The organism is Flavipsychrobacter stenotrophus (assembly GCF_002954265.1).
In the GTDB taxonomy this organism is placed as follows: Bacteria; Bacteroidota; Bacteroidia; order Chitinophagales; family Chitinophagaceae; genus Flavipsychrobacter; species Flavipsychrobacter stenotrophus.
Genome location: NZ_PPSL01000002.1, coordinates 847,003 through 868,910, shown reverse-complemented (window position 1 = coordinate 868,910; position 21,908 = coordinate 847,003). Strand labels below are relative to the sequence as shown.

The 21,908-nt window shown below is 45.6% G+C and carries 18 protein-coding genes; 6 read left to right on the top strand and 12 right to left on the bottom strand.

What is annotated here, in order from left to right; translation table 11 throughout:
* Positions 1 to 36: 36 nt before the first annotated feature.
* Complete coding sequence (gene rpsO, locus CJD36_RS08960) at positions 37 to 309, bottom strand: 30S ribosomal protein S15 (protein WP_105039052.1); 273 nt, start codon at positions 307 to 309, stop codon at positions 37 to 39.
* A gap of 525 nt (positions 310 to 834) precedes the next feature.
* Between rpsO and CJD36_RS08955 the strand changes: the two genes are divergently transcribed.
* Positions 835 to 1,461, top strand: coding sequence for an HD domain-containing protein (locus CJD36_RS08955; protein ID WP_105038791.1), 627 nt, complete (start codon positions 835 to 837; stop codon positions 1,459 to 1,461).
* A 421-nt stretch (positions 1,462 to 1,882) separates the two neighbouring features.
* Entirely contained in the window at positions 1,883 to 4,987 is a 3,105-nt protein-coding gene (locus tag CJD36_RS08950; protein ID WP_105038790.1) for a T9SS type A sorting domain-containing protein, read from the top strand.
* Positions 4,988 to 5,098: 111 nt separating this feature from the next.
* Here the strand turns inward: CJD36_RS08950 and CJD36_RS08945 are convergent, their stop codons facing one another.
* Both CJD36_RS08945 and CJD36_RS08940 read right to left on the bottom strand, forming a co-directional pair.
* The gene (locus tag CJD36_RS08945; protein ID WP_105038789.1) at positions 5,099 to 5,737 is read right to left on the bottom strand and encodes a hypothetical protein; all 639 of its coding nucleotides are present in this window, start codon (positions 5,735 to 5,737) and stop codon (positions 5,099 to 5,101) included.
* Between the two features lie 66 nt (positions 5,738 to 5,803).
* The gene (locus CJD36_RS08940; RefSeq protein ID WP_105038788.1) at positions 5,804 to 6,577 is read right to left on the bottom strand and encodes a hypothetical protein; all 774 of its coding nucleotides are present in this window, start codon (positions 6,575 to 6,577) and stop codon (positions 5,804 to 5,806) included.
* 104 nt (positions 6,578 to 6,681) lie between these two features.
* Here CJD36_RS08940 and polA point away from each other — a divergent pair, with 104 nt between their 5' ends.
* Positions 6,682 to 9,525, top strand: coding sequence for a DNA polymerase I (polA, locus tag CJD36_RS08935; protein ID WP_105038787.1), 2,844 nt, complete (start codon positions 6,682 to 6,684; stop codon positions 9,523 to 9,525).
* A 225-nt stretch (positions 9,526 to 9,750) separates the two neighbouring features.
* On the opposite strand, the gene lepB is transcribed toward polA, so the two are convergent.
* A complete protein-coding gene (lepB, locus tag CJD36_RS08930; RefSeq protein WP_105038786.1) occupies positions 9,751 to 10,437 on the bottom strand; it encodes a signal peptidase I in 687 nt (228 codons plus the stop codon).
* Positions 10,438 to 10,822: 385 nt separating this feature from the next.
* Between lepB and CJD36_RS08925 the strand changes: the two genes are divergently transcribed.
* Both CJD36_RS08925 and clpP read left to right on the top strand, forming a co-directional pair.
* On the top strand, positions 10,823 to 12,016 hold the full coding sequence (locus CJD36_RS08925) for a BamA/TamA family outer membrane protein (RefSeq protein ID WP_133162563.1): 1,194 nt from the start codon (positions 10,823 to 10,825) through the stop codon (positions 12,014 to 12,016).
* Between the two features lie 319 nt (positions 12,017 to 12,335).
* Positions 12,336 to 13,052 carry an ATP-dependent Clp endopeptidase proteolytic subunit ClpP gene (gene clpP / locus CJD36_RS08920; RefSeq protein WP_205685577.1) on the top strand — a complete coding sequence of 239 codons (717 nt, stop codon included), beginning with the start codon at positions 12,336 to 12,338 and terminating at the stop codon, positions 13,050 to 13,052.
* Between the two features lie 97 nt (positions 13,053 to 13,149).
* Here clpP and CJD36_RS08915 read toward each other — a convergent pair whose 3' ends face one another.
* The 8 genes from CJD36_RS08915 to CJD36_RS08880 all read right to left on the bottom strand — a co-directional run bounded on the left by CJD36_RS08915 (position 13,150) and on the right by CJD36_RS08880 (position 20,952).
* Entirely contained in the window at positions 13,150 to 14,538 is a 1,389-nt protein-coding gene (locus CJD36_RS08915; RefSeq protein WP_105038784.1) for a di-heme oxidoreductase family protein, read from the bottom strand.
* Positions 14,539 to 14,559: 21 nt separating this feature from the next.
* The gene (locus CJD36_RS08910) at positions 14,560 to 15,621 is read right to left on the bottom strand and encodes an imelysin family protein (protein ID WP_105038783.1); all 1,062 of its coding nucleotides are present in this window, start codon (positions 15,619 to 15,621) and stop codon (positions 14,560 to 14,562) included.
* The gene (locus CJD36_RS08905; protein WP_105038782.1) at positions 15,618 to 16,058 is read right to left on the bottom strand and encodes a QcrA and Rieske domain-containing protein; all 441 of its coding nucleotides are present in this window, start codon (positions 16,056 to 16,058) and stop codon (positions 15,618 to 15,620) included. Before CJD36_RS08905 ends, CJD36_RS08910 begins: the two co-directional genes overlap by 4 nt.
* A gap of 1 nt (position 16,059) precedes the next feature.
* On the bottom strand, positions 16,060 to 17,337 hold the full coding sequence (locus tag CJD36_RS08900) for a porin (protein ID WP_105038781.1): 1,278 nt from the start codon (positions 17,335 to 17,337) through the stop codon (positions 16,060 to 16,062).
* Positions 17,338 to 17,536: 199 nt separating this feature from the next.
* Positions 17,537 to 18,496: a hypothetical protein gene (locus tag CJD36_RS08895; RefSeq protein ID WP_105038780.1), complete on the bottom strand. Its 960-nt coding sequence runs from the start codon at positions 18,494 to 18,496 to the stop codon at positions 17,537 to 17,539.
* 32 nt (positions 18,497 to 18,528) lie between these two features.
* Positions 18,529 to 19,308, bottom strand: a complete 780-nt coding sequence (locus tag CJD36_RS08890; RefSeq protein WP_105038779.1) for an enoyl-CoA hydratase/isomerase family protein — start codon at positions 19,306 to 19,308, stop codon at positions 18,529 to 18,531.
* A 36-nt stretch (positions 19,309 to 19,344) separates the two neighbouring features.
* Positions 19,345 to 19,761, bottom strand: a complete 417-nt coding sequence (locus CJD36_RS08885) for a cobalamin B12-binding domain-containing protein (RefSeq protein WP_105038778.1) — start codon at positions 19,759 to 19,761, stop codon at positions 19,345 to 19,347.
* A 126-nt stretch (positions 19,762 to 19,887) separates the two neighbouring features.
* Positions 19,888 to 20,952, bottom strand: a complete 1,065-nt coding sequence (locus tag CJD36_RS08880) for a DUF4421 domain-containing protein (protein WP_105038777.1) — start codon at positions 20,950 to 20,952, stop codon at positions 19,888 to 19,890.
* 69 nt (positions 20,953 to 21,021) lie between these two features.
* On the opposite strand from CJD36_RS08880, the gene CJD36_RS08875 reads away from it, so the two are divergent.
* Positions 21,022 to 21,795, top strand: a complete 774-nt coding sequence (locus tag CJD36_RS08875) for a TIGR02757 family protein (protein ID WP_105038776.1) — start codon at positions 21,022 to 21,024, stop codon at positions 21,793 to 21,795.
* The last annotated feature ends 113 nt before the right edge of the window (positions 21,796 to 21,908 follow it).

Sequence of the window (21,908 nt, the reverse complement as noted above, 5' to 3'; positions counted from 1 at the left end):
ACCGGATAGTTGGGAACAGTAAATACGGTAAAGCGATTACTTGCGGATACCCAGCTTCTCGATCAATGAGCGATAAGAAGTAAGGTTGTTAGCGCTAAGATATTGTAACAAGCGTTTGCGGCGGCCTACCATCACGATCAATCCACGATTAGAAGAGAAATCTTTCTTATTTCCTTTCATATGGCCAGAGATATGGTTAATACGCTCTGTGAGCATGGCAATCTGCGCTTCGATAGAACCTGTATTAGTTTCCGCTCCACCAAAGGTTTTAAAGATGTTTGCTTTCTTTTCAGTAGTAAAATGAGACATTTGCATCAAAATTTTTAAATAAACGACACTTTTTGAATGTGCAAAGATATGAATTAATTTTAAAAAACGTCACTAAGAATTGGGAATAGTAAATATTAAATGATAATGGCTCAATTACTCAATGGCTTAATGGCTCAATTGGGGTTGAGGGAATGGCTTAATTGCTCAATGGCTAGTTGGCTCAATGGGTGACATTTAATACAAAACTAATACGTCCTGCTACTAGATTGCTTCGTTCCTCGCAAAGACCAACTCGGGGGAGTCTCAAAGAGAGCCGGCCTCCCGACAGGTGGTTGGGACAGGCATGATTTATAGGATTAAAAGATTAACATGAAGAATTGTAAATTTGAGGGGTTGTTATATTATTAATTTTCGGAAAATACCAGTTTAGATCGGGCGCGAACCTAACGGCTCGCGGTCATAGAGGGGGTTTCTTGTCCTACAAACCTTTTGCACCTACGGCGCAATGACATGATTTGCAGGTATGATTTGATGAGGAGTTAGTATAAGCAAAATATATTTAGTATGCCAACATTACAAATAACTGAGTTGCAGGGGGTGTTTACGGAGTTGGCGGGGAGGTATACACCAGATGAGGTTGCGGTGCAAAGGGCGCGGCGGATGATAGAAACGCATCATACCGAGCGGGGCAGGCACTACCATAATCTGGCGCACCTGGCAGATATAATAGACCAGTTATTGCCCTTTAAAGAAAATGAGGGGTGGGATGTGTTGCTGTTCACCACCTTTTACCATGATATAATGTATAATGTGCTGCGCCACGATAATGAGGAGCAGAGTGCGGAGCTGGCGGTAAAGGAAATGAAGTTGCTGGGAGTGCCGGAGGCTGTTGTTGAGAGTACCCGCGCATGTATACTGGCTACCAAAACTCATGAATCTACCGGGAGTGCATTGATAGACCTGTTCATAGATGCCGATATGAGCATTGTGGGCCGCGACTATGATACCTATATTATATATGCACAGCAGGTGCGCAAGGAGTATGGCATTTACCCCGACCTGCTGTATAACCCCGGCCGCAAAAAAGCCCTGGGGCATTTTCTGGAGATGGAGCGGATTTTTAAGACGCAGTATTTTTATGATAAGTATGAGGTAAAGGCGAGGGAGAATGTGGTTAAGGAAATGGCGTGATGACCTACGAGCGGGACGGGTGTATTCCGCTTACCGCAGGGTAACCCCTACGGGTAATAGTAGTAAGTTAATCGCAGAGATAGGAGTGCGCCCCCGCAGGGCTTCCAAATAGGGGTGGTTTGTACGTAGGGCTAAAACGCCCTACGCTATTGAGGACGCTCTTTCAGAGCTATACGTAGTTCTCAAATAATAAGATCATCTATTCACGCAATTTGATGTTTGGAGCATTTTGCGATGATCAAATTTTCTCTATGCTGCATCTTTTCGGAATAGCTGTCAGATTATCAGAGATACATATTTATCAATAAACAACAACCGGCAGTTAAAATTTCTGTCTTCCTTAACGGAGATATAATCTTGTGGTAATATATGCCCAAAAGGTATTGGTCACCTTTGCTCTTTGCAAGGAAATATCTGTTTTATGAAACTACTCTATACCATTTTTATTATCATAGTGCTGCTGATAACAGGCAGTGCTTACGGTCAAATTGCTACTTATACCGGATCAGGCGGAACGAGTACCGCTGTGGTAGCAGGTAGCCCAAATGTAACTGTCACAAGTCTTATGGATGTTGGCTTCGGGTCTAACTCTGCATGTGGCAGCGGAGGATTGAGTGGTAAAGTCGTACCAATTTCGGTAGCTTCCTATAGCGCCACCGGCCCTCATTACTATTTTAAGATAACGCCCAATGTTGGCTATCAGATAGATGTAACAGGTTTTAGTGCAGGTATAAGACGATCTAATACCGGACCTGTAAACGCAAGACTAGCATACAGTCTGGACAACGGTGCTACCTGGACGGACGACGGAGTAAATCATGCCAATACAAGTACCACGTGTGGCGTGAGTTCACCTGCTGCCTCATGGGGTGGAGGCGCTCTGCCAACAGGCATTTCAAGCGTTACTAATGGTATAATCGTTGCTATTTATCCTTTCAGTCCGAGCGGCGCTACAAGTACTTTCCAAACTAACTACATTAACATCCTGGGCAACGTAACCCTCGGATGCACGCCGCCAACTATTACCGTATCGCCATCATCACCATCTTTCTGTGCTGGTAGTGGCGGGGTAACACTTACCGCATCGGGTGCAGGGGCATCGGGAACTTATTCATGGACTACATCAACAGGGCTTTCTGCTACGACCGGCGCGGTAGTTACAGCCAATCCTACGTCTACAACTACCTACACCGTTACTGGTTATACATCACCCACCTGCAGCAGCAGTACTACTGTTACAACTACAGTTAATCCGCTACCTGTAGCAGGTGCAATAGCAGGCCCGGACAGTGTATGCGCGGGTGCTACTATTTCGTTAAGCAACACTACTGCCATACCAGCGGGTACGTGGTCAGTTATTAATACCGCAATAGCTACTGTAAGTGGCACAGGTGCGGTTGGCGGAGCATTGGCCGATACTACTACTATAAAATATTCGGTAACAACAGTGTGCGGCACCGCGATAGCGACAAAGCGTATAGTTGTAAATCCACTCCCTAATGCAGGGAGTGTAACCGGTCCAGATAGTGTTTGCTATGGTACAGCTGTGAGTCTTACCGCATCAGTTGGCGGTGGCACGTGGTCTAGTCTCAATTCATCAATAGCCAGTGTAAATACTACAGGGCAGGTTACAGGTGTTTCAACCGGATTAGCAACAACAAGCATCATCTACACATCCTATACTTATAGCTGCGGATCGGACATTGTGAGCCATGCTATAACAGTGAAACCGCAACCTAATGCGGGCCTAGTGAATGGTGCAGTGATCTGTAACACTACCACTACTTTATTGGCCTCATCGGCACCGGGTGGTACATGGAGCAGCAGCAATACGGGTGTGGCAAGTATAACATCAGGAGGACTTGTGTATGCCGTGGGTGTGGGTACAGCGGTAATTACTTATACAGTCATCAATAGCTGTGGTACAGCAACCGATACTGCATTGGTTACCGTTAATCCGCTACCGGGAATCATTACCGGAAGTGGTCCGGTATGTGTGGGGCTGACAACCGTATTTAGCGATACCTCTACCGGCGGCAGCTGGAGTACGAGTAATGCATCCGTAGCAACTATTGACGCATCGGGCGCCGCATACGGCACAGGCCCGGGAACGGCTACTATTACTTACGCCTATAATGCTACAGGCTGCTATGTTACAATGCCGCTAACGGTGAATTTGTCTTTACCACCATCGTTGAGTATTTCGGCCAGTACGCCTCTGGCGGTCTGTGCGGGAACGCCAGTCACCTATACCGCCTATCCTGTAAATGGCGGCACCAGTCCACTGTATGTGTGGAGCATTAATGGTGTAATACTAGCAGGCACACCTACCTATACTTATACGCCATCAGACGGCGATATCGTTCGTTGCTGGTTCATCAGCAGTCTGGGCTGTGCAGTGCCAGATACTGCCAGTGCTGTGCTTACCATGATCGTACACCATATTGCTACACCTGCATTATCTATTGCCACAGGTACAGGAGATACAGTATGCCTTGGCAACCTGACTACGTTTACTCCGTTACCTATAGATGGCGGCACGGCACCTACTTACCAGTGGTATGTAAACCTGGCCTTTGCCGGTGTGGGTAATACTTATAGCTATATTCCTGCACATGGCGATGTAGTTACCGCTATTATGGCCAGCAATGAGTATTGCCGCACTACAGACTATGCCACTGCAACAAGAACGCTTACTGTTAGTCCGTTGGTATTACCACTTGTGAGCACCAGTATAAACCCGGGGCTTACCTCTTGTGAGCTATACCCTGTTGCCTATACAGCCTCACAAATAAATGGGGGTACAATGCCCACTTACCAATGGTCGGTAAATGGTGTGCATACAACCACGGGCAATGTATTCAGCTATGTACCGTCTAACGGCGATGTGGTGCAGGTGGCCCTGACCAGTAATTTCCCATGTGTGTCAACACCTACAGTTACAGATGTTTCTACCATGACGGTGCTGCCTCTGTCGCAGCCCATAGGTGTGATCTCTGCAATGCCGGGCTATATCATTAACGAAGGTGCCTATGATACCTTCAGCGTAACAATATTGAGTGGAGGTGGCATGTCGCCAACGTACCAGTGGTTTAAGAATAATATACCTATGCCCGGAGCAACTAATTCGGTGTACATCACTAACAACCTATTTACGGGTGATTCGGTAAACTGCATCGTTACCAATACCGACCAGTGCAGCGGGGTATCTGTATTTAACTCAGTAAAAGTGACCGTAGCAGGAAATGTTGGTGTAAATACCATTGGTAGCAATGAAGACATTATGCTGTTGCCCAACCCTAACAACGGGACATTTACAATAACGGGAAGTGTAGCAACATCAGACGGATCGCTGACCGTGGAGATAACCGATATGACTGGGCAAAGCGTGTATCATGACCTTACTGAGCTATCTAATGGCGCCATTAATAAACAGGTGTCTACATACGGATTACCTGCGGGAATGTATCTGTTGCAATTGCGCAACAACACAGTTAACAGGACACTGCATTTTGTAATAGAATAGATTCCTTTTGAATAATAACCGGGGAGATGCTGCGAAAGTGGCATCTCTTTTTGTTTAGTAGTAGGTGATGGTGCGCGTTTCAAGTGTAGTGTAGCCTTCAGTTGTCGATGTTCATTTTATCCAGTTTTTATGATCGTCAAGAACAATATTAAAATATCTCGTAACAAAGTCTCCCTCATGACAGCGAAGGGTCTCCACATTTAAAGTGCCATCCTTGTCATAATCATATGAGTTTAAATACCCTCCAAAATTTTCTTCGCTAATTTTCTTCCCATCGCTATCGTAAGTTATGGCAGACGGCGGCAATTCACCTTTGCCAATGTTTGTTATCAATACTCTGTTGTTCGCTGTATCGTACTTATATTGCCAAAGGCCATTAGGTAAGCCTGTGCCTGTATAGATATACTTTTCTTTCAACCTGCCTTTTTCGTCGTATCTATAAATAATATTCTTCGATTCGGCCTTAATAGAGCTGACAGTTTTACCCTCTATTCTTTGCCCGTTTAATGCTAGAGTATACGTGGTAGTATCGTACCGAACTATCGAATCTCCATGATATCTGTAATAGGCAATTTCATTACCCCATTTATCAAAACAATATCGTTCGTTATGTTTTACATTATTGTTAGTGGAACTATGATTAATGCACCTAATATTGCCTTTTAAATGCTGTTCGTGCAGTGAATTACTAACTGTGTCAGATAGTAATGACGTAGTTGAAAGGAGTAAGTATAATGCGAATAGTTTCATCAGAGTGTAGTGTTATGGAGATGATTGGATCATTTCATTTTTTGTAGCAGAATCAATTCTATTTGTTTAGTAGTAGGTGATGGTGCGTTTGACGATTGCTGTGTCAATGTACCAACCACCATCAGTGATTCTGGTTGTTTTTATCCAGTTGCCTTTGGCATCATAAGATGTGCCTGAGTATCGGGCTTTTCTACAATGCCTGACTGTAGTTTGCATTGAATCACCAAAATGTTCTTCTACCGTTGAAAGAAGGTTGCCTTTTGACGAGTATTGAACAGCATATTTTGATCCATACTGCGCGTCAATACTATAGTCGTTTGACTGCACGAGGTTGCCATTTTCATCATATCTGCGTACCTCTATACCGTTAGGTTTTCCGTCTGAACTGTAACTATATTGTTCTGTATTATTGCCGCTTTCATCGTATCTAAATATTACCCTTTGCATCAATCCTCCATTAGGATGATACCTATTGGTTTCAGACAGGAATCCATCTTTGTCATAAGTAAATAGAGTTTTCCAACCCGGTTGCTCTCCCGGACTAACCAGCTGTAGTTGCTCTGTCCTTCGGCCTGACTCATTATACTTGTACGCATGTCTGACAGGTAAAAAAATCGTATCGTGGGATAGTGAAGAATCTACTACTACATTGCCCGCAACGTCATACCATGCTATGTCATTATGCCTTACATATTCTTTCCCGGCACTAACAATATACTCCTTGTTCACAACAGATTTTACATGTCCTTTCAGGTTGTATTCCTCTAACGAATTATAGCATTTTTTGCCTGAGGAGGTACTGAGAATAGCTATAGCAAAGAGTATCAAGGCAGTCTTCATATAATCTTGATTGGCAGTTGTTATAAATATAACAAATCCCCATCATATCTATTCTCTTCGTCACCCACTTTTGCTCTTCCCTCATATTGGCTTACCTTAGCAACATGCCTGAAAAGAAACTCTTTTTATTAGACGCTTATGCGCTGATCTTCCGTGCATATTATGCACTTATCCGCAGCCCGCGCATCACCAGCAAGGGAAAGAACACCAATGCGCAGTTTGGGTTTACCAATACTTTGCTTAACCTCATCAATAAAGAAAAGCCTACTCACCTGGCTGTGGTGTTCGACACATCGGCTCCTACAGAAAGGCATACCGACTTTGCCGAGTACAAAGCCAACAGGCAGGAAACACCTGAGGACCTGCGTGCTGCTATACCGGAGATCAAGCGTATCATCAAGGGCTTTAACCTGCCCTGCATGGAAATGGATGGCTATGAGGCCGATGATATTATAGGCACACTGGCTATTGAGGCTGCTGATCTGGGCTATACTGTTTATATGGTAACCCCTGATAAGGATTACGGCCAGATAGTGCGCGATGGTATCTATATGTACAAGCCACCATTCCAGGGTAATAAGGAAGAGATATATGGCGTAAAGGAGATCTGCGAGAAATGGGGCATACAGCGCGTAGAACAGGTAATAGATATGCTGGGCCTTATGGGCGATGCGGTAGATAATATACCGGGCATACCGGGAATTGGCGAGAAGACAGCAGCTAAGCTGTTGGCGGAATATGACAATATAGAAAACCTGCTGGCCAATGCAGACAAGCTAAAAGGCTCAATGGGTGAGAAGGTGCGTAATGGTAAAGAGCTGGCAATGATGTCGAGGAAGCTGGCGACTATTATCACTAATGTGCCGGGTGTGCCTTTTCATGAAGAGGACTTCAGGATAAAGGAAAAGAATGTAGAAGTACTGACGGAGATATTTAACGAACTGGAATTCCGTACGCTGGGCAGACAGGTATTTGGTGATGCAGGCGGAGCACCGGCTCCTGAGGCGCCTAAGTCGCTGGACCTGTTTGGCAATGTGATCAAAGAAAAACCTGCCGCACAACAACAGCAGACCGTAGCAGAGCAGATACAAACAGCCAACGAAGAAACAGAAAATTATGCAGGCAATTTTAAGACCATTGCCGATGTACAGCATACTTATACATTGGTATCGACCGATGAAGAGATAACCACACTTATTGCACAGTTAGAACAACAGCGGGAAGTAGCCTTCGATACAGAAACAACCGATATAGACGCTAACCTTGCCGACATAGTAGGTATGAGTTTTTGCTGGGATAAGGGTACCGCTTATTATTTGCCCCTGCCGGTAGAAAGAACTGAAGTATTGGCTATAATGGAACGCTTCAGGCCGCTGTTTGAAAAAGAGAACATAACATGGATCGGCCAGAACCTGAAGTACGATATGCTGATGCTGAAGTGGTATGGCTTTGAGCTGAAGGGCAACATGTACGACACCATGCTGGCGCACTATGTAATTGATCCCGATGGTAAGCGCAGTATGGATATGCTTAGTGCCAAATACCTCAGCTATCAGCCGGTGTCTATAGAGACATTGATTGGTAAGAAGGGCAAGGGGCAGTTGTCGATGCGCGATGCGCCACTGGAGCAGGTGAAGGAATATGCTGCTGAAGATGCCGATGTGACCCTGCAACTGAAAGAAATATTCGAACCGTTGCTCGATGAGAAGGAAGTACGCAATGTATTCAGCCAGGTAGAGAACCCATTGGTACCTGTGTTGCTGGATATGGAGTTTGAAGGTGTGAACCTCGACTTCCAGTTCCTCAATGATTATTCAAAAGACCTGGAGAAAGATATTAAGGCTGTAGAGGGCAGTATATATGCACATGCAGGTGTCAACTTCAACATAGGCTCACCAAAGCAGTTGGGTGAGATATTGTTTGAGATGATGAAAATAGATGCGGGCCAGAAGAAGACCAAGACCGGCCAGTATGCTACCGGTGAAGATGTTTTGCAGAAGCTGCGCCACAAGCACAATATAGTAGAAGAGATACTCACCTATCGTGAGCTCACCAAGCTGAAAAGCACCTACGTAGATTCATTGCCGGGGTTGATCAATCCACGTACAGGCAGACTACACACCAGTTACAACCAGGCTGTGGCCGTAACGGGCAGGTTGAGTAGTAACAATCCTAACCTGCAAAACATACCCATCCGCACAGAGCGCGGCAGGGAAATACGTAAGGCCTTTATTGCCCGCGATGCTAACCATATACTGGTATCTGCCGATTACTCGCAGATAGAACTACGCATAGTAGCGGCAATAAGCGGCGATGAAAATATGGCGCAGGCATTTCGCGACAATAAAGACATTCATACTGCCACTGCGGCCAAGGTATATGGCGTAGAAGAATCGGCAGTGACGGGTGATATGAGGCGTGCTGCCAAGGCGGTGAACTTCGGTATCATCTATGGCCAGTCCGCCTTCGGACTATCTGAAAATATAGGTGTGAGCCGCACCGAGGCCAAGACCATCATTGATAATTACTTCGCACAATACCCTGCCGTAAAGCTATACATGGACCGCTCTATTAACTTTGCCAAGGAGCACGGGTATGTAGAGACCGTAATGGGCCGTAAGAGGTGGTTAAAGGACATTTACTCAGCCAACTTCACCGTACGTGGCTATGCAGAGCGCAATGCCATTAACATGCCTATACAGGGCACTGCTGCCGATATGATAAAGCTCGCCATGATCACCATTCACAAAGAGCTTAAGAAGAGCGGACTCGGTGCTAAAATGATATTACAGGTGCATGATGAATTGGTATTTGATGTACCGGTGAATGAACTGGAAGACGTAAAGCCGATCATCAAGCGCTGTATGGAAGGCGCTATGGAACTACCATTCGGCGTACCACTGCATGTAGAAACAGGACACGGGCATAATTGGCTGCAGGCGCATTAAAAAGTGAAAAGTAAAAACTTAAAAGTAAAAAGTGGTTTGCGCTAAAAGGCTGTAGACCAGATTTAATCTCTATACAGTAATTTGTTTTATTGGTTACAAAAAAGGAATAGCCCCGCAAGACTTTTTGCGGGCTATTCCCATTTAGGGGTAGTCTTCCTAATCTGTGATGCAGATTACGCTGTCACCAAAATCAAAATCAAACCCAGACGTAGCTAAGCCTCCCCTCTAATTATGCCATACCACAGTAGCTCTGAAATCCTTACCATCAACAAACCCGCGGTAGCGGGAATCGAAAGCATTGTGGCGGTTATCACCCAATACAAAATAACAGTTGGCGGGGACTACGACAGGGCCAAACTGATCCAGGTTCCAGTTGTGCTGCCAGCGTAGCGCAACCATCTCATCAACAAAAGCTACAGGGTGCACCACCAGTTTACCAACAATACCATTCTCTTTCATAAAATCGATCGTAGCAAAAACATGTACACTGTCTTCACCCATATCCATTATGTTGTTTACTTCACTCGTGTTGGGTATTTTAGGTAGGTATGCCCTGGGTACCAGGTACTCATTGGTTAGTTTTATGCCAGTTTCCGCCAGGCCGTTAACTATAAGCACGCCATCCTTAATTTCCACCTTGTCGCCACCTTTAGCGCATAGCCTGTGCATCAATATATCTGCTCTGTTGTTAATAGAATCATAGGCCGCAAAGCAGATGAAGTCATTTACTTTGGGTGCTTTAAGGCCCGATGCAAAGACGCGCTCGCCCATTTTTAGGTTAGGTTCACTCGATCCGCTTACCATCTTAAAGTACAGCAATACCCCCGACAGGCGCAGTATCACAAATATACCCAGCACCAGCGTCACCACTATTGATGCCCCGATAACAGCCGGCTTTACAAATTGATTCATAGGTTATTGGTTTGAAGATGATTGTCTGGTAAATGTAACACAGGTTTGGGTATAAGAACATCTAAAGATCGCTTTTCAGAGCAATTACAGGTCAAAGTACGCCCGTTTTTATATCATTGACTTTACAATTGTAGACAGGCGTTGAAAGCCGATGTCACCTGGTTATTGCCATTGATAGCCCCGAAGGGGCGAAACACAATAGCCGGGGGTGAAGCCCTCGGTAAAAAAATATAATAAACACAGCCCCGAAGGGGGCGAAACAACTTAGGCGTCAAACCTAAGCGCACCCTTTTTTAATCTGCTGTTAACTTTTACATTTTAACCTTTGCAAACTATTATGGTCTGATAATTGCTGATTAAAGAGATACGGGTTAAAACCAATTCATTGAAGATAACAAGGCTAACCATTTTATTTATACTCATCTGTTGTAACTACACTGCCTTTTCACAGGCAGAACATCATGATGGCTATACCCGCCAGGACGATCTTTTGGATATCATTTCCCGTTACATCCACAGGCATCACCCTGTAGATACCACAGCCAAACCACCCAAAAAGGTGATCATTTCAGCCGTGCCAGCAGCAGGTTATACGCTGCAAACAGGTTTTGCGGGGCTACTCAATGGTAATGCGGCATTTCATACCAATGACAGTGCCAACACCTCTACCATCAATCTGAGTTTCACCTATACTGTCCGCAACCAGATAATAGCCCCCATTGTCACCAACATCTGGACCAAAGACAATAAGTACAATATCTCGGGAGATTGGCGCTACATCAAGTTCCCATCGTTTACCTATGGCATAGGCGGGTATACCAATATCAATGATGGCTACCTGATAGATTATTCCGCAATAAGGATACACGAGACCATCATGCGCAAGGTGAAGAATAATATATACCTGGGCCTGGGCTATGGTATAGACTACTTCTGGGGTATAAAAGAATTGACCGCACCCGCAGGCGTGGCCACCGATTTTCAGAAATACGGACTGAACAGCACCGAGATCGCATCAGGTATCACCTTCAATTTCCTGTACGACAGTCGCAAAAACTCCATCAACCCCGATGGCGGCGCTTTTGCCAATATCATCTACCGGCCCAACCTGGCAGTGCTGGGCAATGAAAAGACCTGGCGTTCGCTGGTCATAGAAGGCAGAAAGTACATCCGCTTCCCCGCCAACTCCGATAATATCCTCGCCCTATGGACTTATGAATGGTTCACAGTTACCGGTAAGCCTCCATACCTTATGCTGCCCAACACAGGTAATGACCCTTACAGTAACACCGGAAGGGGCTACATACAGGGCCGCTATCGCGGAAATAATATGGCCTATATAGAGGGCGAATACAGGTTCACAGTTACTCGAAATGGCTTGATAGGCGGCGTGGTATTTGCCAATGCACAGTCATTCACCGAACTGGGCTCTAATAAATTCGAGACCATAGCACCCGGCTGGGGCGGCGGACTAAGAGTAAAACTCAATAAAAACTCCCGCACCAACATAGCCATTGACTACGGCTTCGGCCTCGGCGGCTCACAAGGCCTCTTCGTGAACCTGGGTGAGGTGTTTTAAAATGCAGGGTGATATGGGGGCGGTTTATTGTACATACATGTGAGGGCTTCCCATAACTCATTACGCTGGTTCTCTTTGAGTCCAAATTAGCGGGTCATTGCGAGCCCTTCGCGAATCAATCTCACGCAAGGACGTATTCGTTTTGTACGCTTACAGAACACTAGCATTGAGTAATAAAATGGAAATACAAACGCCATATTACTATTCTCTATTGCCAAATTGACTATTTGCAGGAATCGTCAGGTTATTTTCTGCCGTAATGGCGCTATATTTATCATGGATTAAAAATTGCAACAACTACACAAAACAAAGTATTCTTATGAATCAGAACGAATTTCGTAAGTATGCCATCAAACATCATGGCATCAGCAGCTTAGCAGTAGATAGCTATACATCTGCGATCAACACAAAATTGCCTACCAATCTTACTCCATACATCATCGAAGAGCGTCCCATGAACGTAGCATCTATGGACGTATTCTCCCGTTTGATGATGGATCGTATCATCTTCCTGGGCGAAGGTATCAATGACTATGTAGCTAATATAGTTACTGCACAGTTGTTGTTCCTGGAAAGTACAGACCGTACCCGCGATATACAGATGTATCTGAACAGTCCGGGTGGTAGCGTATACGCAGGCCTCGGTATCTATGATACCATGCAGATCATCAATCCCGATGTATCTACTATTTGTACTGGTATCGCGGCCTCTATGGGTGCGGTATTGATGTGTGCAGGCAGCAAGGGCAAGCGTACTGCGCTTAAACACAGCCGCGTAATGATTCACCAGCCAATGGGTGGTGCAGAAGGACAGGCAAGCGACATAGAGATCACAGCACGCGAAATAGGCAAGCTGAAGAAAGAACTCTATGAGATCATCTCTTTCCACAGTGGCCAGCCTTTCGAAAAGGTAGAGCAGGATAGCGATCGCGATTACTGGATGACCGCACAGGAGGCCAAAGAATACGGAATGGTAGACGAAGTACTGGAGCGCAATCCACGTAAAGCAGAAGCAAACGGCGCACCAAAGGCATAAGGTAAGAAGTATCTGAAATAAAGAAAGGCAACCGATATGGTTGCCTTTCTTCTTGTGTTTTCAACTACTACATAGCATGGCTATGAAGATGATATTATTAGAGGGACTGTAAAAAGGCCAGTAATGCTTTTCTATCTGTTTTAGACAATTGCGTAAACTTATCACGGCTCTGCTGCGATTCTCCGCCATGCCAGAGTATAGCTTCGGTAATGGTGCGCGCACGGCCATCGTGCAGGTAGTAAGGCGTTCCGTTGTTCTTTTCAAACATACCTAAACCCCATAATGGTGGTGTGCGCCAGTCGGTACCGGATGCCTGGTAGTCGGGGCGGTTATCAGCAAGACCCACGCCCATATCATGTATCAGCATATCGGTATACGGGTGTATACGCTGGCTGCTGAGCGCAGGCAGGTTTACGTTGATGCCGGTGTACATAGTAGGTATATGACACCCGCTACAATTCAGTTGCTTGAAGATGATTTCCCCGCGCTTTACCGTTTCGTTGTTGGTATTCCTGCGGGCAGGCACAGACAACGTACGGATGTAGAACGTTACAGCATTCAGCACGGAGTCTGCCAGGTCTATTTTTTCTCCATCTGGCACGAAGCTGAACTGAGACTGCCCATGTACACTCTTCAATGGTTGCACATAGCTGGTCAACCCCATGTCCTGCTGAAACGCAGTGGCTACCTGCACCAACAGATCTGAGGTATTGGCTTTCTTGCCAAATCTGCCTAATTCTTTTTGCTTGGTGTATGGGTTGTACACATAGTTGGTACGTCCTTTTATACCGTCGCCATTGGCATCGGTAGGGTCAGCAAAAGACTTGATGGTTGACTCAGGAATATTCTCTAATAACCCCAGTCCAAATACCGGCGGACCAAGACGTGGTGAGGTCATATAGTTGGCAGGCAGGGGTATGTAAGGGTTAGTAAGTGCGTAGGTGGGGTGGCGCAGAAAAGCCTCATCACCATCAGGAAATGAATAAGCTTGTTCTGTATAAGTGAGATCTACATGTACTTCCGGTTGTACACCATACAGGCCCACATTCTGCAGCTGTCCGCCAAAACCGGGTGCCGATACAGGCCCGCCATGTTCATCTTCACCAGGTATACTTATGCGCATAAGCAATGACGAGCCAACGCCGCCAAAGGTTGGCAAGCCGAAGCCATCATTATGGTGACAATTGGCGCAGGAAGAGTTGTTGTATATAGGGCCCAATCCGCCAAAACGTGGTGCCGGAGCGGCTACAAATGGTTGTTCAAAAAACTTGTCGCCCAGTTCATGTATACGCACATCATGCTCACTAAGCGCAGGTATTACACCGGTAGCCGCACTCGATCCTTCATCAAGAAAAGTAGCCATTCCACCCGAAAGGCGCGGGTCAAATTTGCTGTCATCATCGAGCACAGAAGCATTCGGCTTGCGGCACATAGTAGCACCTATCACCAGCAATGCACAACCCGCTATCACAAATAATTTCTTCATTTCAATATCGTTGTTTTATCACTAGTCAGTTACATAAGTCTGCACATAGGTCTTTGCATCGCCATCAAGGGTAGCCTGTAGTGTATTCATAGCATTCATTGCGTTCTGTAACTGTGTACGCTGTGTATGTATAGCTGTTTCAAAAGGCACCGTAACATTGCCCAGCGCAGTTATGGCTGCTGAGAATTGTTCTTTGATCTTATTATCAAGAGACAGGTTTCTTGCCGCGATGAATTTGCTCATGCTGGCACCAGATGCACCATTGTAGTTACACAGGTAAACATTCTGTGCACCACGCATGTTGTTGGTGAAGTCTGTGATTGAGTTGTGAGAAAATGGAGATTCTGTTTTGGTAGAGTCTACTTCTGTGAAGGGGTCAAAAATTTTGCCACCGCCTACTTCACCACAAATATCGCTCATGCCTGCAAGTATGGCCAGCATGGCTTCTTTACGTGATGTGTAGCGGGTAGATCCTTCACCGGCAGTAAGCATCAGCGACTGGAAGTTACCGCCTGAAGTTGCCCAGCTGTTATTTAATGCAGTTATATTATTCACCACATCTTGCGCCAGGCCTACCATATACTCTTTATGTTTAGCGGTAAGTGTGGCTGCTGTAGCACTGCCACCCTGACCCCACAGAATAAACTCCAGTGGGTGAAAACCGCGTAGTGCCTGATTGAGGTTCTGTATAGTCGTTGGCGTGAATGATGTGCTGTTGGCAGTGAAAGAGTCCAGCTGCAGGTGATCTACAGGCCATGTATCCATATTAGGATCATAGTTCTCATCAGATACCGGCCCCATCAAAAAGCCTTCACACTGTTCCCATGCGCTACGTACATCGCGCCATGCGGTGCGGGCCGCATCAAGGTTAGCTTCCGTTGGTGATGTGTTGAGGGTGGCAATGGCAGTATTTAATACAGTTGCTTTAGCCTGTAGCGTAGCATACTGTGGTAATGCGGTCTTGTTTACGAAGTCGGTAATCACTTCTTTGCTGGTAACGGTGCTTGTACTGTTGTTTTCAGATTTTTTGCAGGCAAATAAGCTTACAGATGCTGCCGCAATAATTAAGAATGAACGTTTCATATATTGGTATTCAGTTTTATGGTGAGATTGTTATTAGAGATATGCGTTGGTAATTCTATCATATTTTTTTCAGCGGGGCCTTTCATTACTACACCGGCCTTGCTGAATTGGCTGCCGTGCAGGGTACAGTAATAAGAGTTTCCCGTTTTTGTAAGTGGCTGGCTGGCGTGGGTACATTTCAGCACCAGTACCTTAAAGGTGCCATCAGGATTCTTTTGCACGGCAAGGTCATAGTTGTAGTTGTTCACACGCACCAGCTTATAGTCTGTCTGCGCAAACTCAGCCAGTGGAATAATGACGTTGTTATCTGTTGCACCTGTTTTTATAACTCCCAGCGGTGTTTTACAAGCCGCCAGAATAGAACTCATAATAAAGCCAGATCCGAGTGCCACGCAAGCTCCTGTACACGTTTTCTTTATAAACTCTTTTCTGTCCATATTAGAATGAATAGCCCAAACAAAGGTTTAGGAAGGTATTGTTGGTTTTGTAGGCAATTGCGTTAGGGTTGGGGTTGAGTACCAAAGCAGGGTTCTGATCACCGGTATTCAGCAGGCGCACATCGGCCTTTACAACCACATGCGGTATAGGGAAGAAGCCCAGACCGGCAATAAGGTGCGATTGCTTTAGCGTACCATCAGTAATAGCATACCGCGGCAAAGATGCGTTCAGATCTATGGTCTCATAACGGGCAAAAACGTTCAGTTGTTTGCTCTGCCATTTAGTGCTTTTTGCAGTCTGCAGCAGGTTGTAGCCCAGCTCTGCATAAGCACCGTACATGCTCGATGCCAGGTTGTGGTCATAAGCACGGTTAATGCTTGCAGCTTCAGGCAATGATACCATAGTGCCCAGTGCCTTGAAAGTGATACCCTTATTATTGTACTGTACATCGGCCTCGCCAAGGTACATTGGCGCACCAAAGAAGCCCGATTGTAGCTCAAGGCTATCAGCTGCTCCAGGCCGTAGTGTGGTTGTACCACCTACATAACCCGACAGCTGGAACTTCCAGTTGCCTGCGAAATACTGCACTGCTGCTGTAAATGCAAGGCTGTTAGCACCTGCCTGCTGCCCTTCCGCCATTGCACCTTTAAAGCCGGTTCCATGTTCAAAGTTGGCATTGTTCAGCCCATTAAGTATTTGTGCGCAATAGGTAAACGGCAACGCTGTTGACTGGCCATAGAAGCCAACACCAATCTCCCTCCATGTAGAAGGAATAACTAATTGCTCTACCAATGGTCGTTCCACACCATTAAAGTTGATAGGCAGGTGATTCTCGTTTACTATACCTATTCTTGGCAGTATAAGACCTGCGGTAATATATTGACGCGGGTTAAGGCTGAATTTAAGGTATGCCTGCTCCATAGATACTTCTCCGGCCACACCGCCGCCTTCTACTTTTGCATCTTCTACTTCCAGCTCAGAGAAGAACGCTATCTTACCTGTAAACTGGTGACCGACAAATAGTACTGCCCTTTTCAATGACGCTTCAGCGGTCTTTGCATTAAAATCTCTCTGGTAATGAACCTCTCCATAACCTGAAATGACAGTACGCGAGTGGCCTGCGCCATATGAGTTAAGGGAATCCTCACCCGTACTGGCTATCAGCTGTTGGGCAGGAGTTTGCTGTGGAGAGATCTTCTTAGAGAGGTCAGTAGATTGTGCGGAGGCATGGCCAAAAGCCAGTACTGAAAGAGTAGAAAAAAGTAAAAATTTGCGCATATGGTTTGGAAATGGGTGCAAAGTAACACCCGAATCAACCCTCTACACTTCACAAATCGGGAAAAACGGTTTGTGAAAATGGGAAAAAGACATTTGTATGATAATAGGTGCGAAGTTGATATTTCACTTTGTTACAAGTTATCCCAATAAAAAAGCAGCAACCCCGGTTGCTGCTTTTTTATTGGGATAACTTGGATGATTAGAATCTAGTCCACCACTTTCCTTCGCGCGCCAATAACTTGTAGTAAAGGGTTACGCTGATAGAAGAGTAGGCATCTTTATTGCCTGCATTACCTCTAAGGTTACCGGCTACGTTGGGTTGGCCCAGGTTCTTGTAGTATTCCTTGTCTTGTATAAGGGTGGCAGTAGCGGCCTCGCCAGCAGAAAGGTGTTTCTTGTATTCTGCCGGATCGATGTATTTGCCACTTACACCGTCAAGATAGTCGGTGAATGTTTTACGGTACATAAATTCAAAACCGAGGTTAAGGTGTTTACCAATATCCCAACGATAAGTAATGCTCATAGGTACGCAAAACTGCCACAGAGAATAAGATGGTGGGAAGCCCGGGCCAAAGCCATCACCTTCTATATGGAGGTCATATATATTGATGAACTTATTACCTAATGCTACAGTATTTTGTGGTGTAAAATGGAAATAACCAATACCTAAGCCTAATACTAACTGCCCTCTTTTGTTAGCCCTGTTTTTCTCAGGGTTAAAGCGCATTGGTGTAAACTCTACCATGAAATTGCCCTCAAAAATAGTAGCTCTTGCCCTTTGTTGGCGTGCATAACGCTGGTAGTAGTCTGAACCCTGTGTCAACGCAAACTGTGCTTTGTCATAGTTCCACTCATCTGTAGCATATAATACGCCATAGTTAACGCCAAACTTCAGACCCAGGCACGGGTGAATGGTATAACGACCAAACATACCGCCCATAGCAGCTACTTTATCAAAATATTTACTGTTGGTATAATGATCCAGAAATACCTTGGTACCTACATCGCCCCAGAGGTCTGTAAGGCCAATATTGGTGCCAATAGACCAGCCATCGGGCTCAATGAATATTCTTGACGCGTCTTGCGCGTAGGAAGAAGTAGCCGAGGAGCACGCAGCTATGATCAGTATGAAGAGATTACGGATAGACCTTGCCCGCATGTATGTTAATTTTTGAAGGTTGAAGATATAAATTATTTTCCTTTAAACACTGGTTTTCTTTTTTCAAGAAATGCCGCTGTGCCTTCTTTCTTGTCTTCAGAATCAAAGCAGTCACCAAAAGCTTCGATCTCATTATCAAAACCTGCCGGGTCGCACTTAGCAGCCTGGTTCACCAATGCTATGATGTGACCGATCGCTAAAGGGGCCTTTGTCTGTATTTTAGTAAGTATTTCTTTTGTTTTGGTCAGCAGTTCGGCCAATGGAACAACGTGATTGACAAGGCCCAGCGTCTTTGCTTCTTCAGCGCCTATCATATCGGCGGTCATCATCAGCTCCATAGATTTTCCCTTGCCTACCAGCTGGGTAAGGCGCTGTGTACCACCGTAGCCCGGAATAAGGCCCAGGTTAACTTCGGGCTGACCGAACTTAGCATTCTCACTGGCTACGCGGAAATGGCAGGCCATTGCTAGCTCACAACCACCGCCCAATGAAAAGCCATTTACAGCAGCTACAACCGGTTTAGGGCAATTCTCAATTTTGTTGAACACCAGTTCTGCGCCTCTGCGTGCCAATGCCATGCCGCCATCTTTAGCCAACGAGGTGAATTCAGAAATGTCGGCACCTGCCACAAATGCTTTTTCACCTGCACCGGTAATTATTGCAGACTTGATCTCGGTATTAGTATATACTTCTTCCATTGCCTGACCTATCTCTGCAACTACGTCCTTGTTCAGGGCGTTCATTTTGTCGGGGCGGTTTACGGTAATGGTAAATATGCCATTTTCAAGAGTGGTAAGAATTGTACTGTACATATTGGTAATTTGTAGTGTGTGTTATTGTTGACTGAATTATCTTCTGTTTTCTTCTACCCATTTGTAGATGTAATCACTTACATCGCCGGTATTTGCGCCGGGCGCAAATAGCTTACCCACACCCATTTCGTTGAGCACGGCCATATCTTCGGCAGGTATAATGCCGCCGCCGGTAACTAAAATATCGGTAAGGCCTTTTTCCTTCATCAGGCTCATGATACGCGGGAAAACTGTCATGTGTGCACCACTGAGTATACTGATGCCGATAGCGTCAACATCTTCCTGCAATGCCGCATTGACCACCATTTCAGGTGTTTGCCTCAAACCTGTATATATAACCTCCATACCCGCATCGCGGAGGGAAGTAGCTATCACCTTGGCGCCCCTGTCATGTCCGTCAAGACCCACTTTAGCTACCAATACCCTAACCGGGCGTTTTTGTTTGTCGTTCATAATAAGCGGTAAAAACCATGTAAAAGTAGTGATTTCTGTGGCTTATCATAGCACTGGTAACATCAATGTGGTTAAAGCGTGTAGCTCTTTGCGGATGTGAGCTGTTATACTTTGATCTGTTTTGGGCTAATCGACCTTTATTACCCCTGATTTGGGTAGCAATGACCGGCGGTGTTTGAACCTTTTGGCCACTATTACTCTGAAATTGCCCCTGTTCACTTCCTGCCAGGTATCGGGGAAGGCGCTGTTGGCGGTGGTCAGTAGTCTTATATAGTTTACCCCGGCAAAGTACTCGCCATAATTATAGCCTGCGGCACATTTCAGGTTCAGGTCATATTCAGGGCCAAAGGCGCCTGTCCTCCCTTCGCCGGGCGCCGAAGTGTATGAATAGCCCAACCCTGCACCGGCACTGGCCATGGCGGTAACAAAAAACCGTTTATGAATAACAAAGGTGTAGCCATAGCCCGCGCTGATGCCCAGCCCTATATGTGAGGCAATGTTGAAACGGGAGCCGTTGAAGAAAGCTGAATCATTAATGTCATGCGGAACGAGTGAAGAGTCGGCACGCACATGTGAGTGGTAGATACCGCCACCGGCAATGAAAGAACCAGCGCTTTTTTTCTGCACCTCATTTTGGTAAAGCGGGGCATTGTAGGAAAAGTGATCGTAATTGAACACGTACTGCACCATCAGACTGATGTCGCGGGTGCGGATGTCGGGGCGCTTTATAATGTCTGACGGTAGATAATTAGCCCTGATATCAGGATTGAACAGATAGTAACCTTTATAGAACTGTCCGAAAAAATCGATGATGAACTTGCGGGCATAAATGTGGGTCTGCAGGTCTAGTTGGCGGGTTTTGCCATACTTGTCCTGGTCTTTATCGGTAAAGGGTACATGAAAGCCCAGGTTAAGGCTGATAAACTTATAATTGATACCCACCCCCGCATTATTATGCTCATTGGGCTTGTAGATAAGCTTAGATCCACCGTCGGAAAAACGAAAGTTGGTGAACTTGGTAGATTCAAAGGCTCTTACAATAAGGTACTTTTTGTAGTAGTCCTCTATATAAGACTTGCTTTTTTTAGCATGGCGGATGCGTATTCGCTTCTTGCCATCGGCATGGGCGCCAATGAACAAAAGCAGGAGTGTGAGCAGAATGGCCTTATTTATTAGAGGTAAGCGGTGCATTATTGTTGTTTGCTGAATAAATGTACTTACAAAAACTCTGCCTCAATCTAATTGGGTATTTTTGTGGGCATGGCTGATATTATAGAACTGAAGGGTTTCCTGGATGAAAAGGTAAAACTATACAACAGGCCTTCGTTTATAGAAAAAGATCCTGTCTGTATTCCAAGAGCCTACACAAAACTGCAGGATATTGAGATATCAGGCCTATTCGCGGCCGTGCTTGCATGGGGCAATCGCACCTCTATTATTAATAGCAGCAATAAAATAATGGGTTGGATGGATCATTCGCCCCATGATTTTATAGTGAACCACGAGGAAACTGACCTGAAGCGGTTCCTGCACTTTGCCCACCGCACCTATAATACCACCGATCTGCTCTATTTTATTCACTTCCTCAGTTATCACTACAGCATACACTCATCGCTTGAAGATGCGTTCGTGCCCGACACTATATATAAAGGTGTGAACGTAAAGGAGGCATTGATCCATTTTCACAATTATTTCTTTTCAATCGAGCATCCAGAGCGGACAAAGAAGCATATTGCCACGCCCGCCCGAAACTCTGCCTGTAAGCGCCTGAACATGTACCTGCGGTGGATGGTGCGCAAAGATAAATGTGGGGTGGACTTCGGGCTATGGAATAAAATAAAGCCTGCGCAACTCATTTGCCCGCTCGATGTGCACGTTGCCAGGGTGGCCTACCGGCTGGACCTGCTGCCAACAGATAAGGCCGACTGGAAGAATGCCGAATACCTTACACAACTACTAAAACAGCTGGATGCCAACGATCCCGCAGTGTATGATTATGCATTGTTTGGGCTGGGAATGGCGGAGCGGTTTTAAATAAATGGGTAAAAACCGGCTACCTGTCGGAAATTTTACTGTTACGACCTCTATAATCGATAATTTAATTTGCAGAATGGCCTTAAAAAGCGGGAAATATCAATAAATGTGCG